Genomic DNA, 18429 nt, shown 5'->3' on the forward strand with positions numbered 1-18429 from the left:
GCATGAAACAACAGATTGGAGCGAAGGCATGAACATTGGGGGCGGCGCAGGTGCAGTGCTCGGCACCACCTCGGGCATCTCCAATCTGGCGAGCTCGCTGGCCGCGCGGCTCGGCGGCTCGGCGGGGTCGTATTTCGACCAGTTGCGGCCTGCGTCATTTCGCGGAGTGCCTTTCGTATCGCTCGGCGGTGAAGGCGGCTTCGGTCGGCGGAACGAGTTGCATGAGTATCCGCTGCGCGACACTCCGTGGGTAGAGGATCTTGGCCGTGGTACGCGGCGCTTTCGCGTCTTCGGTTTCGTCGTTGGCGACGACGTCATCGCGCAGCGCGATCTGCTTATTGCGGCGTGCGAGAAGGAAGGCGCCGGATCACTCGTGCATCCGACGTACGGTCGGCGAGACGTCAGCCTGATGGACAGCCGCTGGATCGAGCGGTGGGAGAAGGGCCGATATTTCGAATTCGAGTTTGAATTTATCGAGGGCGGCCCTCGTGTCTTCCCGGCGACCTCGGTGGCGGGTGGCAGTCTTATTGAAAGCGCCGCGAGCGGACTGAACGTCGCGGCCGCTCTCAATTTCGCTCGAACGGCGCTGACAGCAATCGCGTACGGCGCGGCGGTCCTTGGATCGGCAGTTAGTACGGCGGTCGGCTGGTACACGGCGGCAAAGAACTTCGTTGGCGACGCGCGGAACCTATTCCGGCTCCTGACGAACCTGCCCGGCGACTTTGGTCGATTCGCTGGCAGCGCGACGGTGCCGACCTTCAGCAAGTTTCCTAGCTCGTCGGTCGACACAAGCGGCGCAACCATCGAAAGCCTCACCCAGGCCGCAACTCTTGCGCGCGCGAATCTCGACGCCGCGTCCGCGACGCTCGATGCTGCTGCGCGGAATCTCGACGCTTCGACGATCGACGACTTCACCGCGGCCGTGCAGGGCGTCACGAGCGCGATGCTGGCGGCCACGCCGGATCCGGCTGATTCGATGCGGTTGCTCGCGTCGTTGGCCGGCTACGAGCCAAGCGGCGCGACAACGACGTCAACGATCGGGACGGCGATGGCGACGATGCAATCAGCGTGCTCAGATCTTTTTCGGCGCACGACGATTGCTTCGATCGCTGTCGCGGCATCGAATTATGAGCCGACGTCGAGCGACGATGCCGCGCGGGTGCGCAGTCAGGTGCTCAATCTGATTGACGCAGAGATGACCGTATCGGGCGATCAAGGCGACGATGAGACGTATGACGCATTGCGATCTCTGCGGCAAGCCGTTGTATCAGACTTGAATCAGCGCGGGGCTAGCTTGCCGGCGATGCGGACATTCGCGTTCGCGACGCCGCTGCCGTCGTTGACGCTTGCGAACCGCATATATCGCGACGCGTCGCGAGCGGACGAACTTGTTTCCCAAGCGGACCCGGTACACCCTGCATTTTTTCCGACTAGCTTCAAGGCACTGGCAACCTGATCCATGGCAAACAACCTGACGATCGTAATCTCCGCGCTCGACAGGACGGGCTCCGGATTCGCATCTGCGAATCGGAACCTTCGCGCCATCGATCAGGCGATGATGCGCACGAGCCGCTCGTCGCAGCGCATGACGGCGGTGCAGAGCTTCGTGACCGGGGCGACGCGCGCGAGCGCGCTCAGCGGCGCTTTGCTTGCTGGTGTCGTCGGCGCGGCGGCGCTCGTGACATCGAAGATCCTCTCGATCGAATCGGCGTGGGCGAACACCGTGCGCAGCGTCAGCAACAAGTCGCTGACGCTCGGGATCGATGCCAAGCAGCTTTTCGGCATCCAGAACGCGGCAAAGTCGGTTGGCCTGAGTGCCGAGCAGGCGACGTCTTCGGTCGAAGGCGTGACGCGCGGGTACTACGAGTCGACGCAAGCTCGTGATCCGCAGAAGCGGATGATTTACCAGGCGTACGGCATCAATGGGCTCGACGAGCGCGGCCAGTTCAGTTCGGAGCGTTTGCTCGAGCAGATTGCGGCCGCCGGTGAAAGCGTGAACAGCCGGAACGGGCCGCTCGCGCGGCACCGTCTGTTCGAAGCGCTCGACGCGGGTGGCTTGGAAGATCTGTTGAATAAGGGCGCCGGCGGTGTGCGCGATCGCTATGCGCGCGGCGTCGCGCTCGCTCCAAGCGAGGACGATATTCGTCACGCGAACGACTATGCTGAAGCGATGGCACGGCTCGACGCCCAATTCGACAAGACGAAGCAGACGATTCTCGGTGGCCTTGCTCCAGCGCTGACGACGTTCTTGGAGGGTGTTGAGAGAGTTATCGCGCGGGTGAACGGGCAGGATTACGTGCCGACGCGCTGGAACGGCACGAGCTATGTGCCCGCTTCGTCGCCGGATGCGCCGCCCGCAGCGAACCTCGGCGACCGCGCAATTGATGGGTTGGAGAAATTCGGCAACCTCCTGCGCGGGAACGGAGCGCGCACGAATGCCCAGGTTGGTGCGGAGCCAAACGCCAACGTTCCGGCCGCCGTCTCCTTCTTCGAGTCGCGGGGGTGGACGCGCGCGCAAGCGATCGGGATCGTCTCGAATCTGCAGCGCGAGAGCGGCATTGACCCGGCCGCAAGCGGCGATAACGGTAAGGCGTACGGAATCGCGCAGTGGCATCCCGACCGCCAAGCCGCGTTTCAGCAGTGGGCCGGAAACTGGATTGGTAACTCAACGCTCGAGCAGCAGCTCGGATTCGTCGATTACGAGCTGCGGCAGGGCGGTGAGCAGCGCGCGGGTGCAGAGTTGGAAATGGCCCGCACGCCTGGTCAAGCGGCTGACGTCGTTTCGCGGCTGTACGAGCGGCCCGCCGCCGCGGCAGCGGAAGCTGCGGCGCGCGCCGCGACCGCGAATCGTATCGCTGGGCTCTATTCGGGCGGACAAGGGGCGGACGGGACGCAGCAAGACGCGGCGCCGACCCGCTCGGACGGCGAGCTTCGCGTCAAAGTAGAACTTGGAAACCTGCCGAAGGGCTCTCGCGCTGAAGTATCGGGCACGCCTAACGTGAAATCGACGGTTGAGCGAGGCTCTACCGGCTCAACCAGTCAATTTGCGCTTGGGGCGACGTACTGATGAATTCGCTCGTTGTCACGCTTCCGGAATCGAAGATCTCGATAACCGGATGGAAAGGCGCGCGCGTCACGCGTTCGATCGAGAGTTGCACAGGCTCGTTTGTGTTGGAGATGACCGAGCGCTTTCCGGAAGAGGTTGATGAGGCGTCGCTGATTGGCGGCGCGCCGATTCAGATCGCGATCGATGCGGATAACCTGCTGTTGACGGGCTACATCGACACCGTCGAATACATCATCACACCGCACGAGCATCTGGTTCGCGCGACCGGTCGTGGCCGTTGTCAGGATTTGATCGACTGTAGTGCGGAAGTGGACCGCATCTTGGCAAACAGCCGCATTGATGCAGTTTGCCGTGAACTTGTGAAGAACTTCGGCGAATCCAAAACGCAGAAGATCGAAGTTGTAGTGAGTGCGAGCCTGCAGGCAGTCATCGATGAACTACCCACGATCCCGTTTCAGTTGATCTCGATCACGGAGACGCCGTGGGAGATCATCGAGCGATGCTGCCGGTATAGCGGCGTGCTCGCATTCGAGCTCGAAGACGGCTCCCTGTGTCTCGCGCTCGCCGGCGACGCGCTCGGATCGACCGGACTGGAAATCGGGAAAAACGTAGAGTCAGCTGTATCGGTGAAGAGCTCGCTCGGGCGCTTCTCGAGCGTCTCAGGTGTGCTGACGAACTACAACAACGCGACGGACATCGGCGTCAACCTGCTGCCCGAATACACGGCATACGACCCGGGCGTGAAGCGGTATCGCCCGAAGTTCATCGTGTCCGAGCAGCCTTCGTCGGATCGGACGTATCTCGAACGGCGTGTCGATTGGCAGATCGCGCGCGCCTATGGCATGTCGCGGCAGGTTCGGGTGCTGGTGGATAGCTGGACCGATTCGAGCGGCTCGCCGTGGTACCTGAACTATCAAGTGCCGGTCACCATGCCGCTGCTCAAGATCCCGGAGAAGACGCTGCTTCTCATTACCGAGATTAGTTTCATCCTCGACGAGAACGGAACGCATACCGAGCTTCTGCTGGCGCCGCGTCAGGCATATCTGCCCGAGCCGCTTGTTCTACAACGCATCGATCCGGACATCGCGCCGGCCTGAGGACTTTGAATGCTCGACGCACTGAACGCGCTCTCACGGCGGATTCGTCTGTTCGTGAGCCGCGCGGTGATCTCGTTCGTCGACGACACGCGAACCGTCCAGTATCTGCAGGCGAAGATCAACGCGCTTGAAACGGTCGGCGACATTCCGCGCTACGTCGAATATGGGCTGTCCTCGAATCCGCCGCTTGGCTCCGAGGCGCTGATCGTTTTCTGAAATGGCGAACGCACGAACGGTGTCGTCATCGCCACATCGAACGCCAAGTATCGCGTCACGGCGCTGGCGAGCGGCGAGGTTGTCGTGCACGACAACACGGGGCAGAAGGTCTATCTATCGCAGGCCGGTATGGTGCTCGACGGCGGCGGAAAGCCTGTGACGATCACGAACACGCCGGACATCCTGGCGGATACGCCGATGCTGAAGTGCACCGGCGACATCCTCGATAACTGCAACACGAACACGCGCACGATGGCGGGCATGCGGACCGTAGCGAACGGTCACACGCATCCGATCAACAACGTGCAGACGGGCGGCAGCACGATTAACACGCAGCCGCCGACACAGCCGGAGTAATAGATGTCCGACATCAGTATCGTCTGGGACCCTGCGAACAGTCGGGGTGACTGGTCGTTCGAGCCGTTTGCGGTCGCAGGGCAGCAGGTCAATGTCGCGAGCCCTGTTCCATTCGGCTACGGCGATGGCGTGACGACACAGTTCGCTCTGACGCCGACTGCCGGAGCGATCAGCGCGATTCTATCGGCGCAGATCTACCGCAACGACTGGCAAGGCAATCAACTGCTGAATTCGGTGCCGCGCACGAACGGTGTCGGCATGTCGGAGGACTACACGACGTCAGCGTGGACCAAGACGCGCGGTACGGTTACGACACCGGGCACGCAGTTGACGCTGCGAGGCACGCCTGCAGAGAAACTCGTCGAAGATACGAGCGCGACGACGACGCACTTCATTCAGCGCGCGACGGCTGCGAGTTACAGCACCGGCGATTATGTATGCGTCTCGGGCATTTTCCACACTGCGGAGCGTACGCAGATCCGGTTGGGCGTCGGGGCTAGCGCCGCATTCGCTTCGACGTCTGTCATCGCGGACCTGAACGCGCAGACAACTGTGACATTCTCGGGGTCGCCGGTCGCATCAGGAATTATCTCGTTGGGCAACGGCTGGTATCGCGTATGGTGCACTACGCAGGCCATCGGTTCCGGTGGCGCGACGCCGCAGGCCATTCTCGCGAATGGCGGAACGTCCAGCTACACAGGCGACGGCGCGAGTGGCCTATACGTCGACGCCATTCAGACGGAAGTCGTGTCACTCGCCGCGCCCGGACCGACGTCCTACATCGCGTGCCCGTCGACTGCCGCCGTCACGGTCACTGACTACACGCTGATATCGAATGGAGCGCTGGCTCTCGCTGCTGCGGCGCTTCCCGGCGCAATTCTTTCTTGGTCAGGCGCTTATCTGTCGAACGCTGCGAGCGGCGGTTACCTTGAAACCGGCAACGATCTGCAGACGGCTGTCTTGCTAAGCCTTTTCACGGATCGAGTTGCGAACGTCGACGACATTATTCCGGACGGCACAGGGGATCCGCGCGGCTGGTGGGGCGATCTCGACGAGGAGAGCCCAATCGGTTCGCGTCTCTGGCTGCTCGATCGGTCGAAGCAGACGCAAGAGGTCCTCAACAATGCTCGCGACTACATCGTCGAGGCGTTGCAATGGCTCGTTGACGATGGCGTTGTCGCGAGCATGGATGTTCAGACGGAATGGACTCGCGACACGTTTCTCGGCGCGCAGATCACGCTCTATCAACCGGCCGGCCCTAGCGTCTCACTGACTTACGCATGGGCGTGGCAACAGCTCACCTGATATGCCATTCCAACGAAAAACGCTCTCCACCTTGATCAGCGAGGTGGCGGCCGACATCAACTCGGCTTTGCAGGGTGCTGATGCAACGCTGCGGCGCACGGTTCTGAAGGTCGTCGGGAAAGTGCAGGCTCGGATGTCGAACCTGCAGATGGGCTATCTCGATTGGATCGCGAAGCAGTCGGTGCCGTTCACAGCAGAGGACGAATACCTCGAAGGATGGGCGGCGCTCAAGAAGGTCTATCGTAAGGCGGCGACGCCGGCGCAGTTGACGGCAGCGTTCGCTGGCGTCACGGGAACGGTGCTTAATGTCGGGACGCAGGTGGTGCGCAGCGATGGCGCGACATATACGACGGGCGCAACAGCGACGGTGGACGGAACGGGATTGCTTTCGGTGACGATCGTCGCGACGGTGGTGGGCGCGGCCGGTAACGCGGATCCGGGCACGACGGTGGCGCTCGGCGCTGCGGTCTCTGGATTGCAGTCATCCGGGACGATCACGGGCACGGTCGCATCGGGCTCAGACATCGAAGAGAACGATGATCTGCGCACGCGAATGCTCGCCGCTTACCAGAGCACGCCGCAAGGCGGCGACATGAACGACTATGTCGGCTGGGCGCTTGCAGTGCCTGGTGTGACGCGTGCGTGGTGTGCGCCGAACGGCTTCGGCGCCGGGACGGTCGTGATCTATACGATGTGGGACTCGGCAGAGGCCTCGCACAACGGATTCCCTCAGGGCACGAACGGCTGCTCCCAGTACGACAAGGGGCCGGGCGGCACACCGCGCGGCACAGTCGCAACGGGGGATCAGCTCGTTGTCGCCGATACGATCGTCAATGAGCAACCTGTGACAGCACTCGTCTATTCGTGTGCGCCGGTGGCGAACAGTCTGACGTTCACGCTCTCTGGTTTGATGAGCACATCGACCTCGACGCGCGCGGCAATAGCCGCGGCCATCTCTGATGTCTTGTTCCGCAATGGTGACCCCCGCGCTGGCACGATTAATCGCTCGGACATCGAATCGGCCATCGCTTCTGTGTCCAGCACGAGCGGCTTCGTGATCACGCTCGTTCAGGGCGTCGTGGGAGTAACGACGACGACCTATCCGGGGAACATCACAAGTGGGTTTGGTCAGCTTCCGGTGCTCGCCGGCGTGAATTACGTTTGAGGCATCCATGCTCGCACCGAATTTCAAGGCAGCCGATTTCCTCGCTGCGATGCAGGCGTTATTGCCGCGCGGTCGTGTATGGCCGCGCGATCCAGATGCTGTCCAGACGAAGGTCTTGTCGGGATTGACTCCTTCGTACGAGCGGCAGACTGCGCGGGCGAATTACCTTCTGGTCGACGCGTTCCCCTCGACGACATACGAGCTTTTGCCGGAGTGGGAGTCGACCCTTGGGCTACCTGATCCGTGTGCCGGTGAGGCACCGACTATTCCGGCCCGGCGCGCGCAGGTAATCGCGCGTCTCACCGCGACGGGAGGCGCATCAATTCCACAGCTAGTGGCGTTCGCGGCATCGCTCGGCTACTCGGTGACGATCACCCAATACACGCAGGCGCGCGCTGGATTGCTGCGGGCCGGGCAACCGGTCAACGGCTATGACTGGAACTTTGCTTGGAAGATCATCGCTCCGCTTAACACCGTCGTCCGCGCGGTAGCAGGGTCAATGGCTGCCGGTGATCCTCTTTCCTCGTGGGGAAATGCAGTTCTTGAGTGTGAGTTTCGCGCTGTGATGCCGGCTCACACGGTCCCAATTTTTGCTTACGCATAAGAGGTCACATGCAACGCATTGATGATGCAACCGCGGCGACGAGTTTGCCGACACCAGAGGCGGCGGGCACGCCAGGCTACTTCACGGAGGGAAATCCAACCGCTGGCACGCCCGCGACCAACGTGCGTGGGTCATGGCTCAACATGATCCAAGAAGAGTTGATGGCTGTCGTTACGGCTGGCGGGGTCACGCCTAGCAAGACAACGTACAACCAGGTCTATCAGGCATTGCAAGCGCTCTTCCAACAGAAGTCGGCTTTCGCCGCTAGCCTTGGGGGCGTTGGTTATTTGAAGATTCCCTCGCCTGTCGGCACGTTTATCCTTCAGTGGGGAACCTCAGCAACCCTAGCAGCGAACACAGTTATTGGCGTCACGTTTCCCGTCGCTTTTCCCAGCGCATGTGTTGCCGCGTTTGCGAACCCGGTAGATCCGGGCACGACAGCGTCATATCGCGTCAACGTTACGACCGTCTCGAAAACGGGCGCGGTTATAGGCTGCACATACAGCTCGCCGGCATTTCCCGCCTTCTGGTTTGCAATTGGATACTGACATGGGCCAAAAACAAGCAGCATACGACGCAAGCGGCGCGCTGATCGCCTTCTACGACACCGAAGACAGCCCGGCACCTGTGGGCGCTGACGTTGTCGACATCTCCAACGATCTCTGGCTCTCGCTGCTCGAAGCACAGTCTCAAGGAAAGCGCTTGATTCGCGGTGAAGACGGCGCCCCAGTGACTGCCGATCCATTGCCGCCGGATGCAGGTCAGGTCTTGACGATCAACAGTGCGCGGCGCGACAGCCTACTTGCGACCGCCGCGCTGGCGATCGCGCCACTTCAAGACGCAGTTGATCTTGACGATGCGACTGACGAAGAAGCAGCGCTTTTGAAGCAGTGGAAGCAGTATCGCGTCGCCGTTAATCGAGTGGACCTCACTCAATGGCCGGTGCAATGGCCGGCGCTCCCTGGAGCTTAATCAGTTGCTTGCGAGCAGCTTGTCGAGGTTGCGTGTGACGGGCTGCGCCAAGACCTAGTGGTCGAACTAGTTCAGGGAGCGTCGCGTCGCCGTTCCATGTAAGCCAATTGGCCTATGTGGCAAGAGAAGATATTTAACCAAACCGCCCACGAGGCGGTTTTTTTACGACCACCCACGGCGCACAAGGAGCCCGCATGTCGGCATTACCGCACCCTCCAGATTCAGGTCGTAGCTGGTTCGACGGGACGATCAATATCCCGACCGTCCTATCGGTGCTCTTCGCGGCGGTGTCCGCGACGGGCTTTTGCATTGGGCTCTACAACAACGTTTCTCAGCGTGTCTTGTTGCTCGAAGAGCGTGATCGACAGCAGGAAGTCCACTTCCAAGCCATCGAACGCGATCAGGCCGCGCTGCGCAGCGACGTGAAGGATCAGCTCAAGGCAATTGGCTCCGACATCAAGGACACGAATTCTAAGCTGGATCAGTTGCTGTACAACCGCGCCGGCGTGCGGCCGGAAACCAGAGGGTGGACGCGATGAATTTGAAACTTACTCTCGCCGATAACTGGCGGCAACTTCACCGACGCGGGACGGTAATCGCGGGCGCGGCGTTCACCGCGCTCGTCGGCGCGGGGCCGCTCATCGCGCAAGCATGGGCAGGCATGCCTGCCGAACTCAAGGCGGCGATTCCACAGAACGTACAGCAGTGGATCGGCTATACGGCGTTCGGGCTGGGCTTTCTGGCGCTGCGCTACACGTCGGTGCGGCGAAAGGATAAGGAGGGCGGTGATGGCGCGGATCAAACCTGAAGAGGCTGGCGGGCAGAACGTCGTCGCCTTTCTTGACATGCTCGCCGTGTCGGAAGGCACGTCGATCGATCCGGACAGCGACGACGGCTACAACGTGATCGTCGGTGGCGCGCTCTTCATCGGGTACGCGGATCATCCGCGACGCCTGGTGCAGTTGCCACGTCTCGGCATCGCTTCGACGGCTGCCGGCCGGTATCAGTTGCTCGCGCGCTATTTCGATGCGTACAAGAAGCAGCTTGGCCTACGCGACTTCTCGCCGATCTCGCAAGACAAGATCGCCATTCAGCAGATCCGCGAGCGCCGCGCAATTGACGACATTAACGCGGGACGCATCGAGCGCGCAATCGCGAAGTGCTCGAACATCTGGGCCAGTCTGCCCGGCAACAGCTATGGCCAATTCCAGCACAAGATTGAGACGCTCCGCGCGGCCTACATCCTCCATGGGGGCACCGTATGTTGAGCCTGATTGTTCAATTCGGCCCGTGGGTCGTCGCGGCGCTCGCCGCAGTGTTCGGCTTTACGCGCGATCAGCAGGCGAAGACCGCGACCGCCCAGGCGAAACAGACGGTTGCCGAAGCAAATGCCGCAGTTCAGCAAGCGAAGACGCAAGTCGCCGAGGGGCGCGACAGCGAGGCGCAAGCTAATGCCGCCGCCGCGCGCGCGGGCGCCGATGCATCGAAGGAGAGAACTCATGTGGAAAACGACGTTGCTGCTTTGCCTGCTGGTGCCGCTGCTGTCGAGCTGCGAGACGAGTGGAGTCGACCAGGTGAAGACGCCGGTCGTGGAGCCGTTGGTGCAGGTCAAGACCCGAATCGTTGACACGGCGTGCGACTGGACGAAGCCCATCTATGTGAGCGCGACGGACGTGCTCAGTGACGAGACGGCGAAAGCGATCCTCGCGCACAACAAGGCGGGCGCGGTCCAATGCGGCTGGAAGCCAACTGGCAGGTGAGCAGCAGGCGCTCCAAATGAAAATCCCGCCATATGGCGGGATTCAAAAAAGCGGTCGTCATCGTCTTTCGCGCCGCTCGATTTCTGCAATCGTCTGCTTGCAGGATCTCCCGGCTCGACGGACAGTGGAGAGATCGAGCGCAACCCTCATTAAGTGATTGGTTTCGAGCCAGAAACATGGTTCCCGCTTCGATACGAACAGTAAGAAAGTCCTAATCGAAGAAAGTCAGCTTTCTCGATGCCTCGTTAGCGGGCGGCGAATGATATATGACGAATGCGCATCCCGAGTTCACGGACGTCGGCGCCCATCCCGATCGCCGAAGGAACAACGAAGGCTGGTGAGCGCACTTCGACCCCGATGACTGGGTAGCCATTTGATGCATCTGCTATTTCCTTAGCAGATAACCGATAGCTGAAATCTTCGCGATCAGCGGTCGAATGAATCGTCTCCGATCGCAGAAGTCTTCCATTCACCCATATGCTTAGCTTGGCCTTGGAAAGATCAGCGTATTTCTTGCGGTACAGTTCAACCGGCAACTCGCCGCTAATTTCGAGATCATGTCCCGATTCAAGAGCCTGTTTCGCGAAAGAAATGAACACTGCCCGGCCAGCCCATGCCGCATCCGGATTCTCTTCAGGCAGGTACGCGCCAATCAGTTTTTTGTTGCGAGCCGGGTCTGTCTGATCAAAACCTTTAGTGTCGGTGTACGTTTTACGAGTCGTCGCGCAGAGCATCGGGCTATCAACGTCAGACTCGACATGGCGACAGCTTGCCGCGTCAAGAGCGAGCTGATACTGATCCAAAAGATAGGAGCCTGCCCAATCAAGGCCTTTGGCACTGGTAACGGCGAAGACTGGTCCATTATGACTGTCCACGGCAGAGGCCATCGCTCTTTGCAACTCACGGTTGAAGTCTGGGCCCGTCAAATTGGAATGAGGGGCGACCACACGTGGGTGATCCGCAAATTGAGGAACGAGATAAGCGACTGGCTCGGGCGTTAAGGTCAACAAGAGTGAATCCTTCGGCAGCTTTGGCAGGTTCGAAGAAAAATATGGCCCATCGATCACATCTGCTCTGGCCAACTGCGGAGGCATAGTCAAAAGCCCAATTGCACAGAGGACGGCTATGGCTGCCATTAGGCCTTCGGCACGCTTACCTTGCTTGAGCTGGGAGACGATCAAAACATACGCCATGCTGACCGCTAACACCTCCAACAAGATCGCATATCGATAGATGCCGAAAATACTCACCCAAAGAACATACATGAGGAGGAATGACGTTGCGAGAAAAAATCTGATTCTTGCCTCATCAGTGCTTGCGCCAGGCCGCCAAATCTTGCGGACGCCCAAAGCGATCCATGCGAGTGCAATAGTCGAACCTATCAGGAGGCGTGGATCACGCATTAAGCCTTCATTGTGCAGTCTATTTTTATATATTGCACATACGAGAGGGAAGATAAACGCATCGAAAAAGGATTTCGGCAAAAACCGATTATCAATCATCGACCGGTTGTCGAGCAGTGGCGAGTTAAATAGAGAATTGAAGAAAGGAAACAAGGGGTTGTGAAAGTTTTTGTACAGCATCCACATCCAAAACCCATCCGTCAGTGCAAATCCAATGATGCCGCCGATGACGTAACAAACGAGGGCACGAATCACACCCTCACGATTTCTGAGTAACCAAGGAAGGGCAATCGTCAATGCGACCACTTGTGTGGCGGCTGTGAGTTTCAGCCCTACTGCCCCACCAAAGAGAAGTCCGGCAATTGCATACAATGCGTGCGTTTTGCGATTACTACGATAGGCGCTTAAGAGAGCCCAGAGTCCGCCTAACACAAGGACAAGAACGGGCCACTCGTTGGTCGTTGTGCCGGCCTGCGCGATAGCTGCGGCCCCTGTTACAGACAGTACGATGCCAACAAGCTTAACGATCATCGCTTGCGCTCCTGCGCTTTCATCAGCGATGAGTAGGGGGAAAATTCTCCACAGAATATATGCCGTTGCGCCAACCGGAAGTCCCAGCAAGAACACGGTGATTCCATCAGGCAAGCGATGCTGAATGACAAAGAAGATCGCGTCCAAGACCGGGTTGAAAAAGGTCTGTAGCTGTGCCGGGTAAAGATCCACTCCCCATGGCCGATGGAGAAGCGCCCAACCGTTATAAAGATGATAATTAAGCAGGTCCCAATTGACGTCTTTCCCTAGCTTGAGCGAGAGAATACCGCCTACCAACAAAAATACTCCGCAAACCATAATTTCTGAGATATGGCCTCGTTTGCTCTCGGCAGCGGGTGCCAAGCCCGACCTTTCAATTTTCATACAAAACCCTCGGAATAAGCGTGTGATTCTAGCATTGGCCGCAGTTTTCGAAGAGTCGGAGTGACTGACGACCCTCCGTAATCAGAAATGCCCAACGGACAAAACAGCCGCAACGACGCAACGTCGCGTCCTACGACCTCTAGTGTTGCGAATACGCGACGAAAGGGCAGATGTGCCCACAAGCGTCGGAGATGAGAGAGCCTACCGCTTGGAGGGTATTGATGTTAGCGCTTGCGTAGCCAGATGCTGGCCCCGGTGTTCTTCAAGCAGAGGGGCATGTGCTCTTCAAAAAAAACACGGTGGAATTGCTGCATGAACGTGTTGAACATAACGACTTCGAATACCGAGTTGTGTTGCAGAAACGCTCGTAGCAAGTAGGCTTCGTTCCAAGCACGCCCCTCTTCGATCCAGTCCGCCGGATACTCCATTGGGTAAAAAATATCATGGAAATGCACGAAGACGCCGGAAGCAAGGGCCGGAAGGACCTTGAACACGATCTCGTTTACGTCGCTGCCCACCTTGCTTACGTGGGTCGAGTCGACGAAAAGAATATCGTTCGCTTCCAGGGTCTGAAATAATTCAATACCCACGTCCTGAACGCCAGTCGGAATAATTTTGACTCGCTCAGCATCACCTTTTTTTAGCAGTGAGTGAAGTAATTGGGGATATGGCTCAATGAAAGTGCAGTCAATTGAATTGTCAAACCAGCGTTCATTAGTATCGAGCAACATGCATGACGAATAACCAGAGCCGATTTCGATCACTCTTCGAGGTTTCGCATGTCGGATCATCATGTTCAGAAAGATTGCATCCGAATGACCGTACGCTGGATTTTTGTAATGGTAGCGAAATCCAGCGGTCTGCTCGTCGGGAAAGGGCAGATCTTTATACGCCACACGAAACAATTCCAGGAGGTCTATCTGGCCGCTCTCGTTGAGGTCGACGCCGGGTAGAGTCCGGCCGACATCGCCATAAATGCGTTCTTTATGTTTTTCGAACTCACTCAACAGTGGAATCGGAGAATAGAAGTGCCCGTTCGGAACGAACGGACGCTCCCCGAAATCGTGGAGTCTGTCGAATGCATTCTGCGCAACCTTGCGTACTTCGACGATTTCCTGCAAAGCCTTGTCTCTCTCGACCTTGGTTCGCTCGCAGGTTTCGATCGCAAGATCACGTTCTCTCGTCGCGACGTCGCGCTTTATTATCGCGAGATCACGCTCCTCTATGTACATGCGGCTTCTGTTGTCAGCGTCGTCACGCTCGGCAAGCAGGGTCGCTCTGGATTCAATTAGCTCCCTAATTGGCTTTACGTTCATGGCAAGCGCTTTAGCTGCCTTCCGCATAAGTGTCGACATTGATTACTTGTTCAAGTTTGCAGGTTCGACCGGCAGCACGTTCAACCACGCGCGGCGCCTTCGCAAAAGCGAGCGAGCACAGATACTAACCTCTTACCACAACGCTATCAATTGTAGATTTAAGCTTGGTTTTCGCGGCGCACCCTCATCTTCCGCGCCGATCTCGCGCACCCAGAACGTACAGCCGTTCGTTGGCTTAGCGGCCTCGTGAGTCCGCCGTCTTGCGCGCAACGAGCGTGATTTCCGTTCACCGAGCCGCCGCCGCAATGCTCGCCACCGGGCAGACCGCGCACGCTCGCGACAACGAGATCAATGCGCAGAAGCTTCAGGCCGTGTCCGACGCGGCCGCAAGCGAGGCGCGCGCGGCGATCGCAAAACAGAACGACGCGGCGACGCAGATCGTGGCGCTCGACACGCAGTGGCAACGCCGCAGATTTAGGCGCAAGCGCCGGCCGCGTGGGCGATCGTACCGGTGGCACAGCCGAGCTATCACCTACGTTTGGATCAGCTCTTTTCGGGATCGTCGACGACGCCGACAGCGACGCCCGTGCAAAAGCCGAAGACCTCCAGCACTACGTCTGCATCCTCCAGCAGCAAGGAGTGATCGCGGGCGCCTGCGGCCTCACCACCACCGCAAACGAATAACGTCTGGCACGAAATCTGGAATTCAGTTCCTGTTACAATCCCGGCTCAAAAAAGTGGGGTTTCTATGAGGATTGAGGGGACAGTACGCAGCGCCATGAAAGCGGAAATGAATACAGATTTCGTCGATTCCCCCGATTTGGATGATTCGACGCTCGTCTCTCGCTCGACAAGTACCGGCCGGGCTGATTTTTTGGCGTGCACTCTCGCGATCGTCGCTAGTTGGGCGGCCTTGAATATCCCATTTCTCGTCGGCAAGAGCTACATCCCTTGGGACAGCATCTACGAGTTCTTCCCTCAGGTTAAGTTTGTTGCCAACGCAATTCGCTCTGGGCAAGGGCCCTGGTGGAACCCGATGATGTTCGGCGGAGTGCCGGTCCTCGGCGATCCGCAAGGAATGATTTTCTCACCTCATACGGTGATAGCTGTCCTGACTGGCTCCTTGTTCAATCTCACCATCTTCGATTGCACGACACTTCTCGCGGAGTTGGTCGGCGCTATCGCCTTGGCTCGCTACGTAAGAACGTACGCCGAAACCAAAATGTTCCCAATCTTGGGAGCGATAGTATTCATCGCGGGCGGGGTGGCCACTAGTCGTCTGGAGCATACGCCGCAGATTGTGTCATATGCACTTCTTCCGGTTCAGCTGTTGCTGATTCGAGCTGTTTGTGAACGGCCTACTGTCGCCCGGGGTGCCTCACTGACGCTGGCGCTGGTCGCAGGGGCGTTAAACTTGAACCAAGTGCTGTTTCTATCAGCGTTCGCTCTATTTCCTTTCGCCAGTGTGCACGTGATCGAATCGAGAAAGCCTGCAAAGGCCATTCTCGCGTTAGGCATTGCTGGCGTGGCTGCGATGGTCGCGGTGCTGCCTCTTGCGTCGGCGGTCGCGGAGTTCGTGAAACTGTCCAATCGATCGGCAATGGTCCTAGCCGAGTCTTCGTATGCTTCTTTCCCGTTATTCGATATTGCGAGTCTGTTTCTACCTGGACTCTACGGCATAAACTCCGGAAAATTTTGGACCCCGACCGACCTGTCGCAAGACTTTCTTTATATCGGCATCGTCCCATTCTTCATCCTCTTGGTTAGCGCCTGGCGTCTGGATAGGAGCCACTGGACCGCCCGACTTTGCTGGGGCGGCCTCGTCGCATCATTCGTGTTTGCGATGGGCACCCACACTCCGGTCTACGGGTTTCTCTTCGATCATATCCCTGGATTCTCGTCGTTTCGTAGGCCTGCGGACGGAGCGTATTTCATCAACTTCTTTGTGGCCCTGCTAATCGGTTCCTTCTGCATGCCGCGTCGCGCTGATATTTCACCGAAGACCGTTGGACGATTTGCAATAGCTGCTGGTGCAGTTGCACTCGTCGCCGTCTCGCTGGTCCTGTTGTACCGATACGCTGAGCTACGTGGCCAGCTTTATGATCTGTTCAAGGTTGCTGGTCTCTGCGCAATTAGAATCGGTGTATTGCTTGCGATAGTATTCGTCGCTTATCGCACATCAGGCGAGCGGATCAGGCAATATCTTCCCTTGGTTTTCGTCGTATTCACGATCGTAGACATCGGTCTTGCAGGGCGCTTCGGCCCGGTCTATGCACCCGCGCTCAAAGATAGTCCGGCTGCAGAAGTCGGTGCGAATCTGCGCACCAAATCCTATGGTGGAGAGCAACTACAGCAGACGATCGATTTCCTCCAGTCATCGACGCGTGAACCGATGCGGCGCTTTGAGGCTCTCGGTGGTGACCTCGGAAGCGCGATGCCGATCGGATTGGGCTTGAGCACCCTGCAAGGCTATTCGCCCATCAGATTTGCTGCCTTCGAAAAGACAATTCGTGGAGACAATCTCTCAGTAAGGCCCAAGATATTTACTGACGAGGCACCGAGCTACGATAACGAGGCATATCGTCGCTTTGGACTCCGGTATGTGATCATCCACCACTACATCGCTGATAACTCTGAGAAGTTCGGCAAGGTAGGCACCGCTGTTAATGAAGTCAGGAACAGTTTAAAGGCCGGCAGCTGGGCGCACGAGGTACAAGTGCCCGGCATGTACGAGGTATGGTCAATAGACGATCGCCTGCCGTATGCGTCGGCACGAACTGATAGCGGCAGTGAACATGCCTGCGATCTCATCAAGTATCAGAACACGAGCGTCTCCGTACGATGCCATGCAAGTGAGCCCAGCAGGTTGATTCTCGGAGACAACTACGCGCCTGGGTGGAGTGCTTGTGTGAACGGCAATTTCGCCGAAACCGAGCCGTACAACAAATTATTCAGGTCTGTGCGGATACCGGCTGGGGACGTAGCAGTCACGTTCCGGTATCAGGCCGTGCCGTTTCTAAGAAGACGAACCTGTTCATGAAAGGAGGGGCCATTCCCGATGCCGGCCCGGGCTTCGAGAAGTGCCCCTCGCAAATCCCTTGCGGTCGCAGCGAGCGCACGCCATGTCGATATTGCTTGCGCGCGCGGCGAGCTCGCCCAGGAGAATGCTGCCATTCTTAGCCATTGTTCGCCGGTGCCTGATCTGTTGCTGCTGCGATCCAGTTCCGGGTGCCCGTACTCGTCGTCGTATTCGTGGCCGACGCAGTCGCATCTTCCGGACATCCACTGATGAGGCGTGTCGCCAGGCCGCGGATTATGGAATTATGGCTTTCTATTCTTCTTGCTCGGGCGGTGGAAGCACCAGCTTTTTGGGCGCGAGCCATTGATACGATGTCATCTGCTCGCCGGCGAATGTGCACTCCATGGCCACAGGTTGCGGGCGCGTCCGCACCTTAAGTAACGTTGGTGCAAGGGCTTCCTTGGGCAGCGGCACTTCGTAGCTACCTCGGGAAACCACTCGCTGCCCTTCGTGAGAAAACGAACTCCGTTCGCGCTTGTATTTTGGCAGGTCGCTGGGATAGAGGTCCGCCATTTTTTGCTCACATTGTTCGGCATTCTTGTAGCCGGCGCAGCCGGAAACAAGGGCTGAAGATATTGACATCAGCAAGATAGAACGATTCATAGAGATTCCTGTCGAGGTTCGGGCGAAGTTCGTGGTTTCATGAAGCTCCAGCCCCCTCCGGTTCCAAGCCACGCCCATATCCGTAATTGGCAATCGGTTGGTGGCGCTCATGACCCATCGGTCGGCGATGTAAGTATTTTCTCATTATCAGGTGCTGGGAAGGCCGGGGAAGAACACGTCACACCGCTCGTGATGAGCGGTCGCGCTTCGGCGCGGGCAGTGCGCAAGCTCGGCGCCAAGGTCCGTCATTGGCAACGAATCGCGGAACCTCGACGCGGCGCGGTCCGGTTCCTTGCGGCCCTTCTGAAGTGAGAAAAGCAGTAGTTACTGGAGCGAAGGCTCGCTGCGAACGCAACTGTGGCAGTCAACTCATTCTTACCGGTTTGCGCGGAACCCCCGCAACAACTGTAATCGCTGCCATATGGCCGCTTATGCATATGCCTCGATCGATCGAATACCGCAGGAAAACGTGTCGTCATCGACGATTTGATAGGGCGGTTTCAAACCGAAGTGCAACGGGGGTTAATGTTTAGTTCTTTGAGGTTGGCTCGCTGAGGCAAGTGTTGCAGC

19 protein-coding genes are annotated in these 18429 nt (G+C 58.4%); 16 read left to right on the plus strand and 3 right to left on the minus strand.

Going from position 1 to position 18429, the window contains the following annotated elements:
- Positions 1 to 28 precede the first annotated feature (28 nt).
- From AWB76_RS31100 to AWB76_RS31160, 14 genes are all read left to right on the plus strand, one after another.
- Complete coding sequence (locus AWB76_RS31100) at positions 29 to 1456, plus strand: DNA circularization protein (RefSeq protein ID WP_061163939.1); 1428 nt, start codon at positions 29 to 31, stop codon at positions 1454 to 1456.
- Between the two features lie 3 nt (positions 1457 to 1459).
- Positions 1460 to 3067, plus strand: a complete 1608-nt coding sequence (locus AWB76_RS31105) for a phage tail tip lysozyme (protein ID WP_061163940.1) — start codon at positions 1460 to 1462, stop codon at positions 3065 to 3067.
- Positions 3067 to 4164: a phage baseplate assembly protein gene (locus AWB76_RS31110; protein WP_061163941.1), complete on the plus strand. Its 1098-nt coding sequence runs from the start codon at positions 3067 to 3069 to the stop codon at positions 4162 to 4164. Before AWB76_RS31105 ends, AWB76_RS31110 begins: the two co-directional genes overlap by 1 nt.
- Positions 4165 to 4173: 9 nt before the next feature.
- Positions 4174 to 4380 carry a phage baseplate assembly protein gene (locus AWB76_RS42365; protein WP_244173510.1) on the plus strand — a complete coding sequence of 69 codons (207 nt, stop codon included), beginning with the start codon at positions 4174 to 4176 and terminating at the stop codon, positions 4378 to 4380.
- An 84-nt stretch (positions 4381 to 4464) separates the two neighbouring features.
- Positions 4465 to 4737 carry a hypothetical protein gene (locus tag AWB76_RS42370; RefSeq protein WP_244173511.1) on the plus strand — a complete coding sequence of 91 codons (273 nt, stop codon included), beginning with the start codon at positions 4465 to 4467 and terminating at the stop codon, positions 4735 to 4737.
- Positions 4738 to 4740: 3 nt separating this feature from the next.
- A complete protein-coding gene (locus AWB76_RS40255) occupies positions 4741 to 6042 on the plus strand; it encodes a phage GP46 family protein (RefSeq protein WP_244173512.1) in 1302 nt (433 codons plus the stop codon).
- 31 nt (positions 6043 to 6073) lie between these two features.
- On the plus strand, positions 6074 to 7207 hold the full coding sequence (locus AWB76_RS31125; RefSeq protein WP_244173513.1) for a baseplate J/gp47 family protein: 1134 nt from the start codon (positions 6074 to 6076) through the stop codon (positions 7205 to 7207).
- Between the two features lie 7 nt (positions 7208 to 7214).
- Positions 7215 to 7811 carry a YmfQ family protein gene (locus tag AWB76_RS31130; RefSeq protein WP_061163943.1) on the plus strand — a complete coding sequence of 199 codons (597 nt, stop codon included), beginning with the start codon at positions 7215 to 7217 and terminating at the stop codon, positions 7809 to 7811.
- A gap of 8 nt (positions 7812 to 7819) precedes the next feature.
- Complete coding sequence (locus AWB76_RS41890; RefSeq protein WP_061163944.1) at positions 7820 to 8359, plus strand: gp53-like domain-containing protein; 540 nt, start codon at positions 7820 to 7822, stop codon at positions 8357 to 8359.
- 1 nt (position 8360) lies between these two features.
- Positions 8361 to 8783, plus strand: a complete 423-nt coding sequence (locus AWB76_RS31140) for a tail fiber assembly protein (protein WP_061163945.1) — start codon at positions 8361 to 8363, stop codon at positions 8781 to 8783.
- 194 nt (positions 8784 to 8977) lie between these two features.
- On the plus strand, positions 8978 to 9322 hold the full coding sequence (locus AWB76_RS31145; protein ID WP_157696251.1) for a hypothetical protein: 345 nt from the start codon (positions 8978 to 8980) through the stop codon (positions 9320 to 9322).
- Positions 9319 to 9591, plus strand: a complete 273-nt coding sequence (locus AWB76_RS31150; protein WP_061163961.1) for a DUF7940 domain-containing protein — start codon at positions 9319 to 9321, stop codon at positions 9589 to 9591. The genes AWB76_RS31145 and AWB76_RS31150 overlap by 4 nt, the downstream gene beginning before the upstream one ends.
- The gene (locus AWB76_RS31155; RefSeq protein WP_061163947.1) at positions 9572 to 10051 is read left to right on the plus strand and encodes a glycoside hydrolase family 24 protein; all 480 of its coding nucleotides are present in this window, start codon (positions 9572 to 9574) and stop codon (positions 10049 to 10051) included. The genes AWB76_RS31150 and AWB76_RS31155 overlap by 20 nt, the downstream gene beginning before the upstream one ends.
- A 231-nt stretch (positions 10052 to 10282) precedes the next feature.
- The gene (locus AWB76_RS31160) at positions 10283 to 10543 is read left to right on the plus strand and encodes a hypothetical protein (protein ID WP_061163948.1); all 261 of its coding nucleotides are present in this window, start codon (positions 10283 to 10285) and stop codon (positions 10541 to 10543) included.
- Between the two features lie 245 nt (positions 10544 to 10788).
- Here the strand turns inward: AWB76_RS31160 and AWB76_RS31165 are convergent, their stop codons facing one another.
- Both AWB76_RS31165 and AWB76_RS31170 read right to left on the minus strand, forming a co-directional pair.
- The gene (locus AWB76_RS31165) at positions 10789 to 12861 is read right to left on the minus strand and encodes a hypothetical protein (RefSeq protein WP_061163949.1); all 2073 of its coding nucleotides are present in this window, start codon (positions 12859 to 12861) and stop codon (positions 10789 to 10791) included.
- 224 nt (positions 12862 to 13085) lie between these two features.
- Positions 13086 to 14216, minus strand: coding sequence for a class I SAM-dependent methyltransferase (locus AWB76_RS31170; RefSeq protein WP_244173514.1), 1131 nt, complete (start codon positions 14214 to 14216; stop codon positions 13086 to 13088).
- A 456-nt stretch (positions 14217 to 14672) separates the two neighbouring features.
- On the opposite strand from AWB76_RS31170, the gene AWB76_RS41235 reads away from it, so the two are divergent.
- Both AWB76_RS41235 and AWB76_RS31175 read left to right on the plus strand, forming a co-directional pair.
- Complete coding sequence (locus tag AWB76_RS41235; RefSeq protein ID WP_157696252.1) at positions 14673 to 14861, plus strand: hypothetical protein; 189 nt, start codon at positions 14673 to 14675, stop codon at positions 14859 to 14861.
- Between the two features lie 106 nt (positions 14862 to 14967).
- Positions 14968 to 17217 (plus strand): glycosyltransferase family protein, encoded by a 2250-nt coding sequence (locus AWB76_RS31175; RefSeq protein WP_157696253.1) that lies wholly within the window; start codon positions 14968 to 14970, stop codon positions 17215 to 17217.
- Positions 17218 to 17508: 291 nt separating this feature from the next.
- Here the strand turns inward: AWB76_RS31175 and AWB76_RS31180 are convergent, their stop codons facing one another.
- Positions 17509 to 17970 carry a hypothetical protein gene (locus tag AWB76_RS31180; protein WP_061163951.1) on the minus strand — a complete coding sequence of 154 codons (462 nt, stop codon included), beginning with the start codon at positions 17968 to 17970 and terminating at the stop codon, positions 17509 to 17511.
- Between the last annotated feature and the right edge of the window lie 459 nt (positions 17971 to 18429).

The organism is Caballeronia temeraria (assembly GCF_001544795.2).
Classification (GTDB): domain Bacteria; phylum Pseudomonadota; class Gammaproteobacteria; order Burkholderiales; family Burkholderiaceae; genus Caballeronia; species Caballeronia temeraria.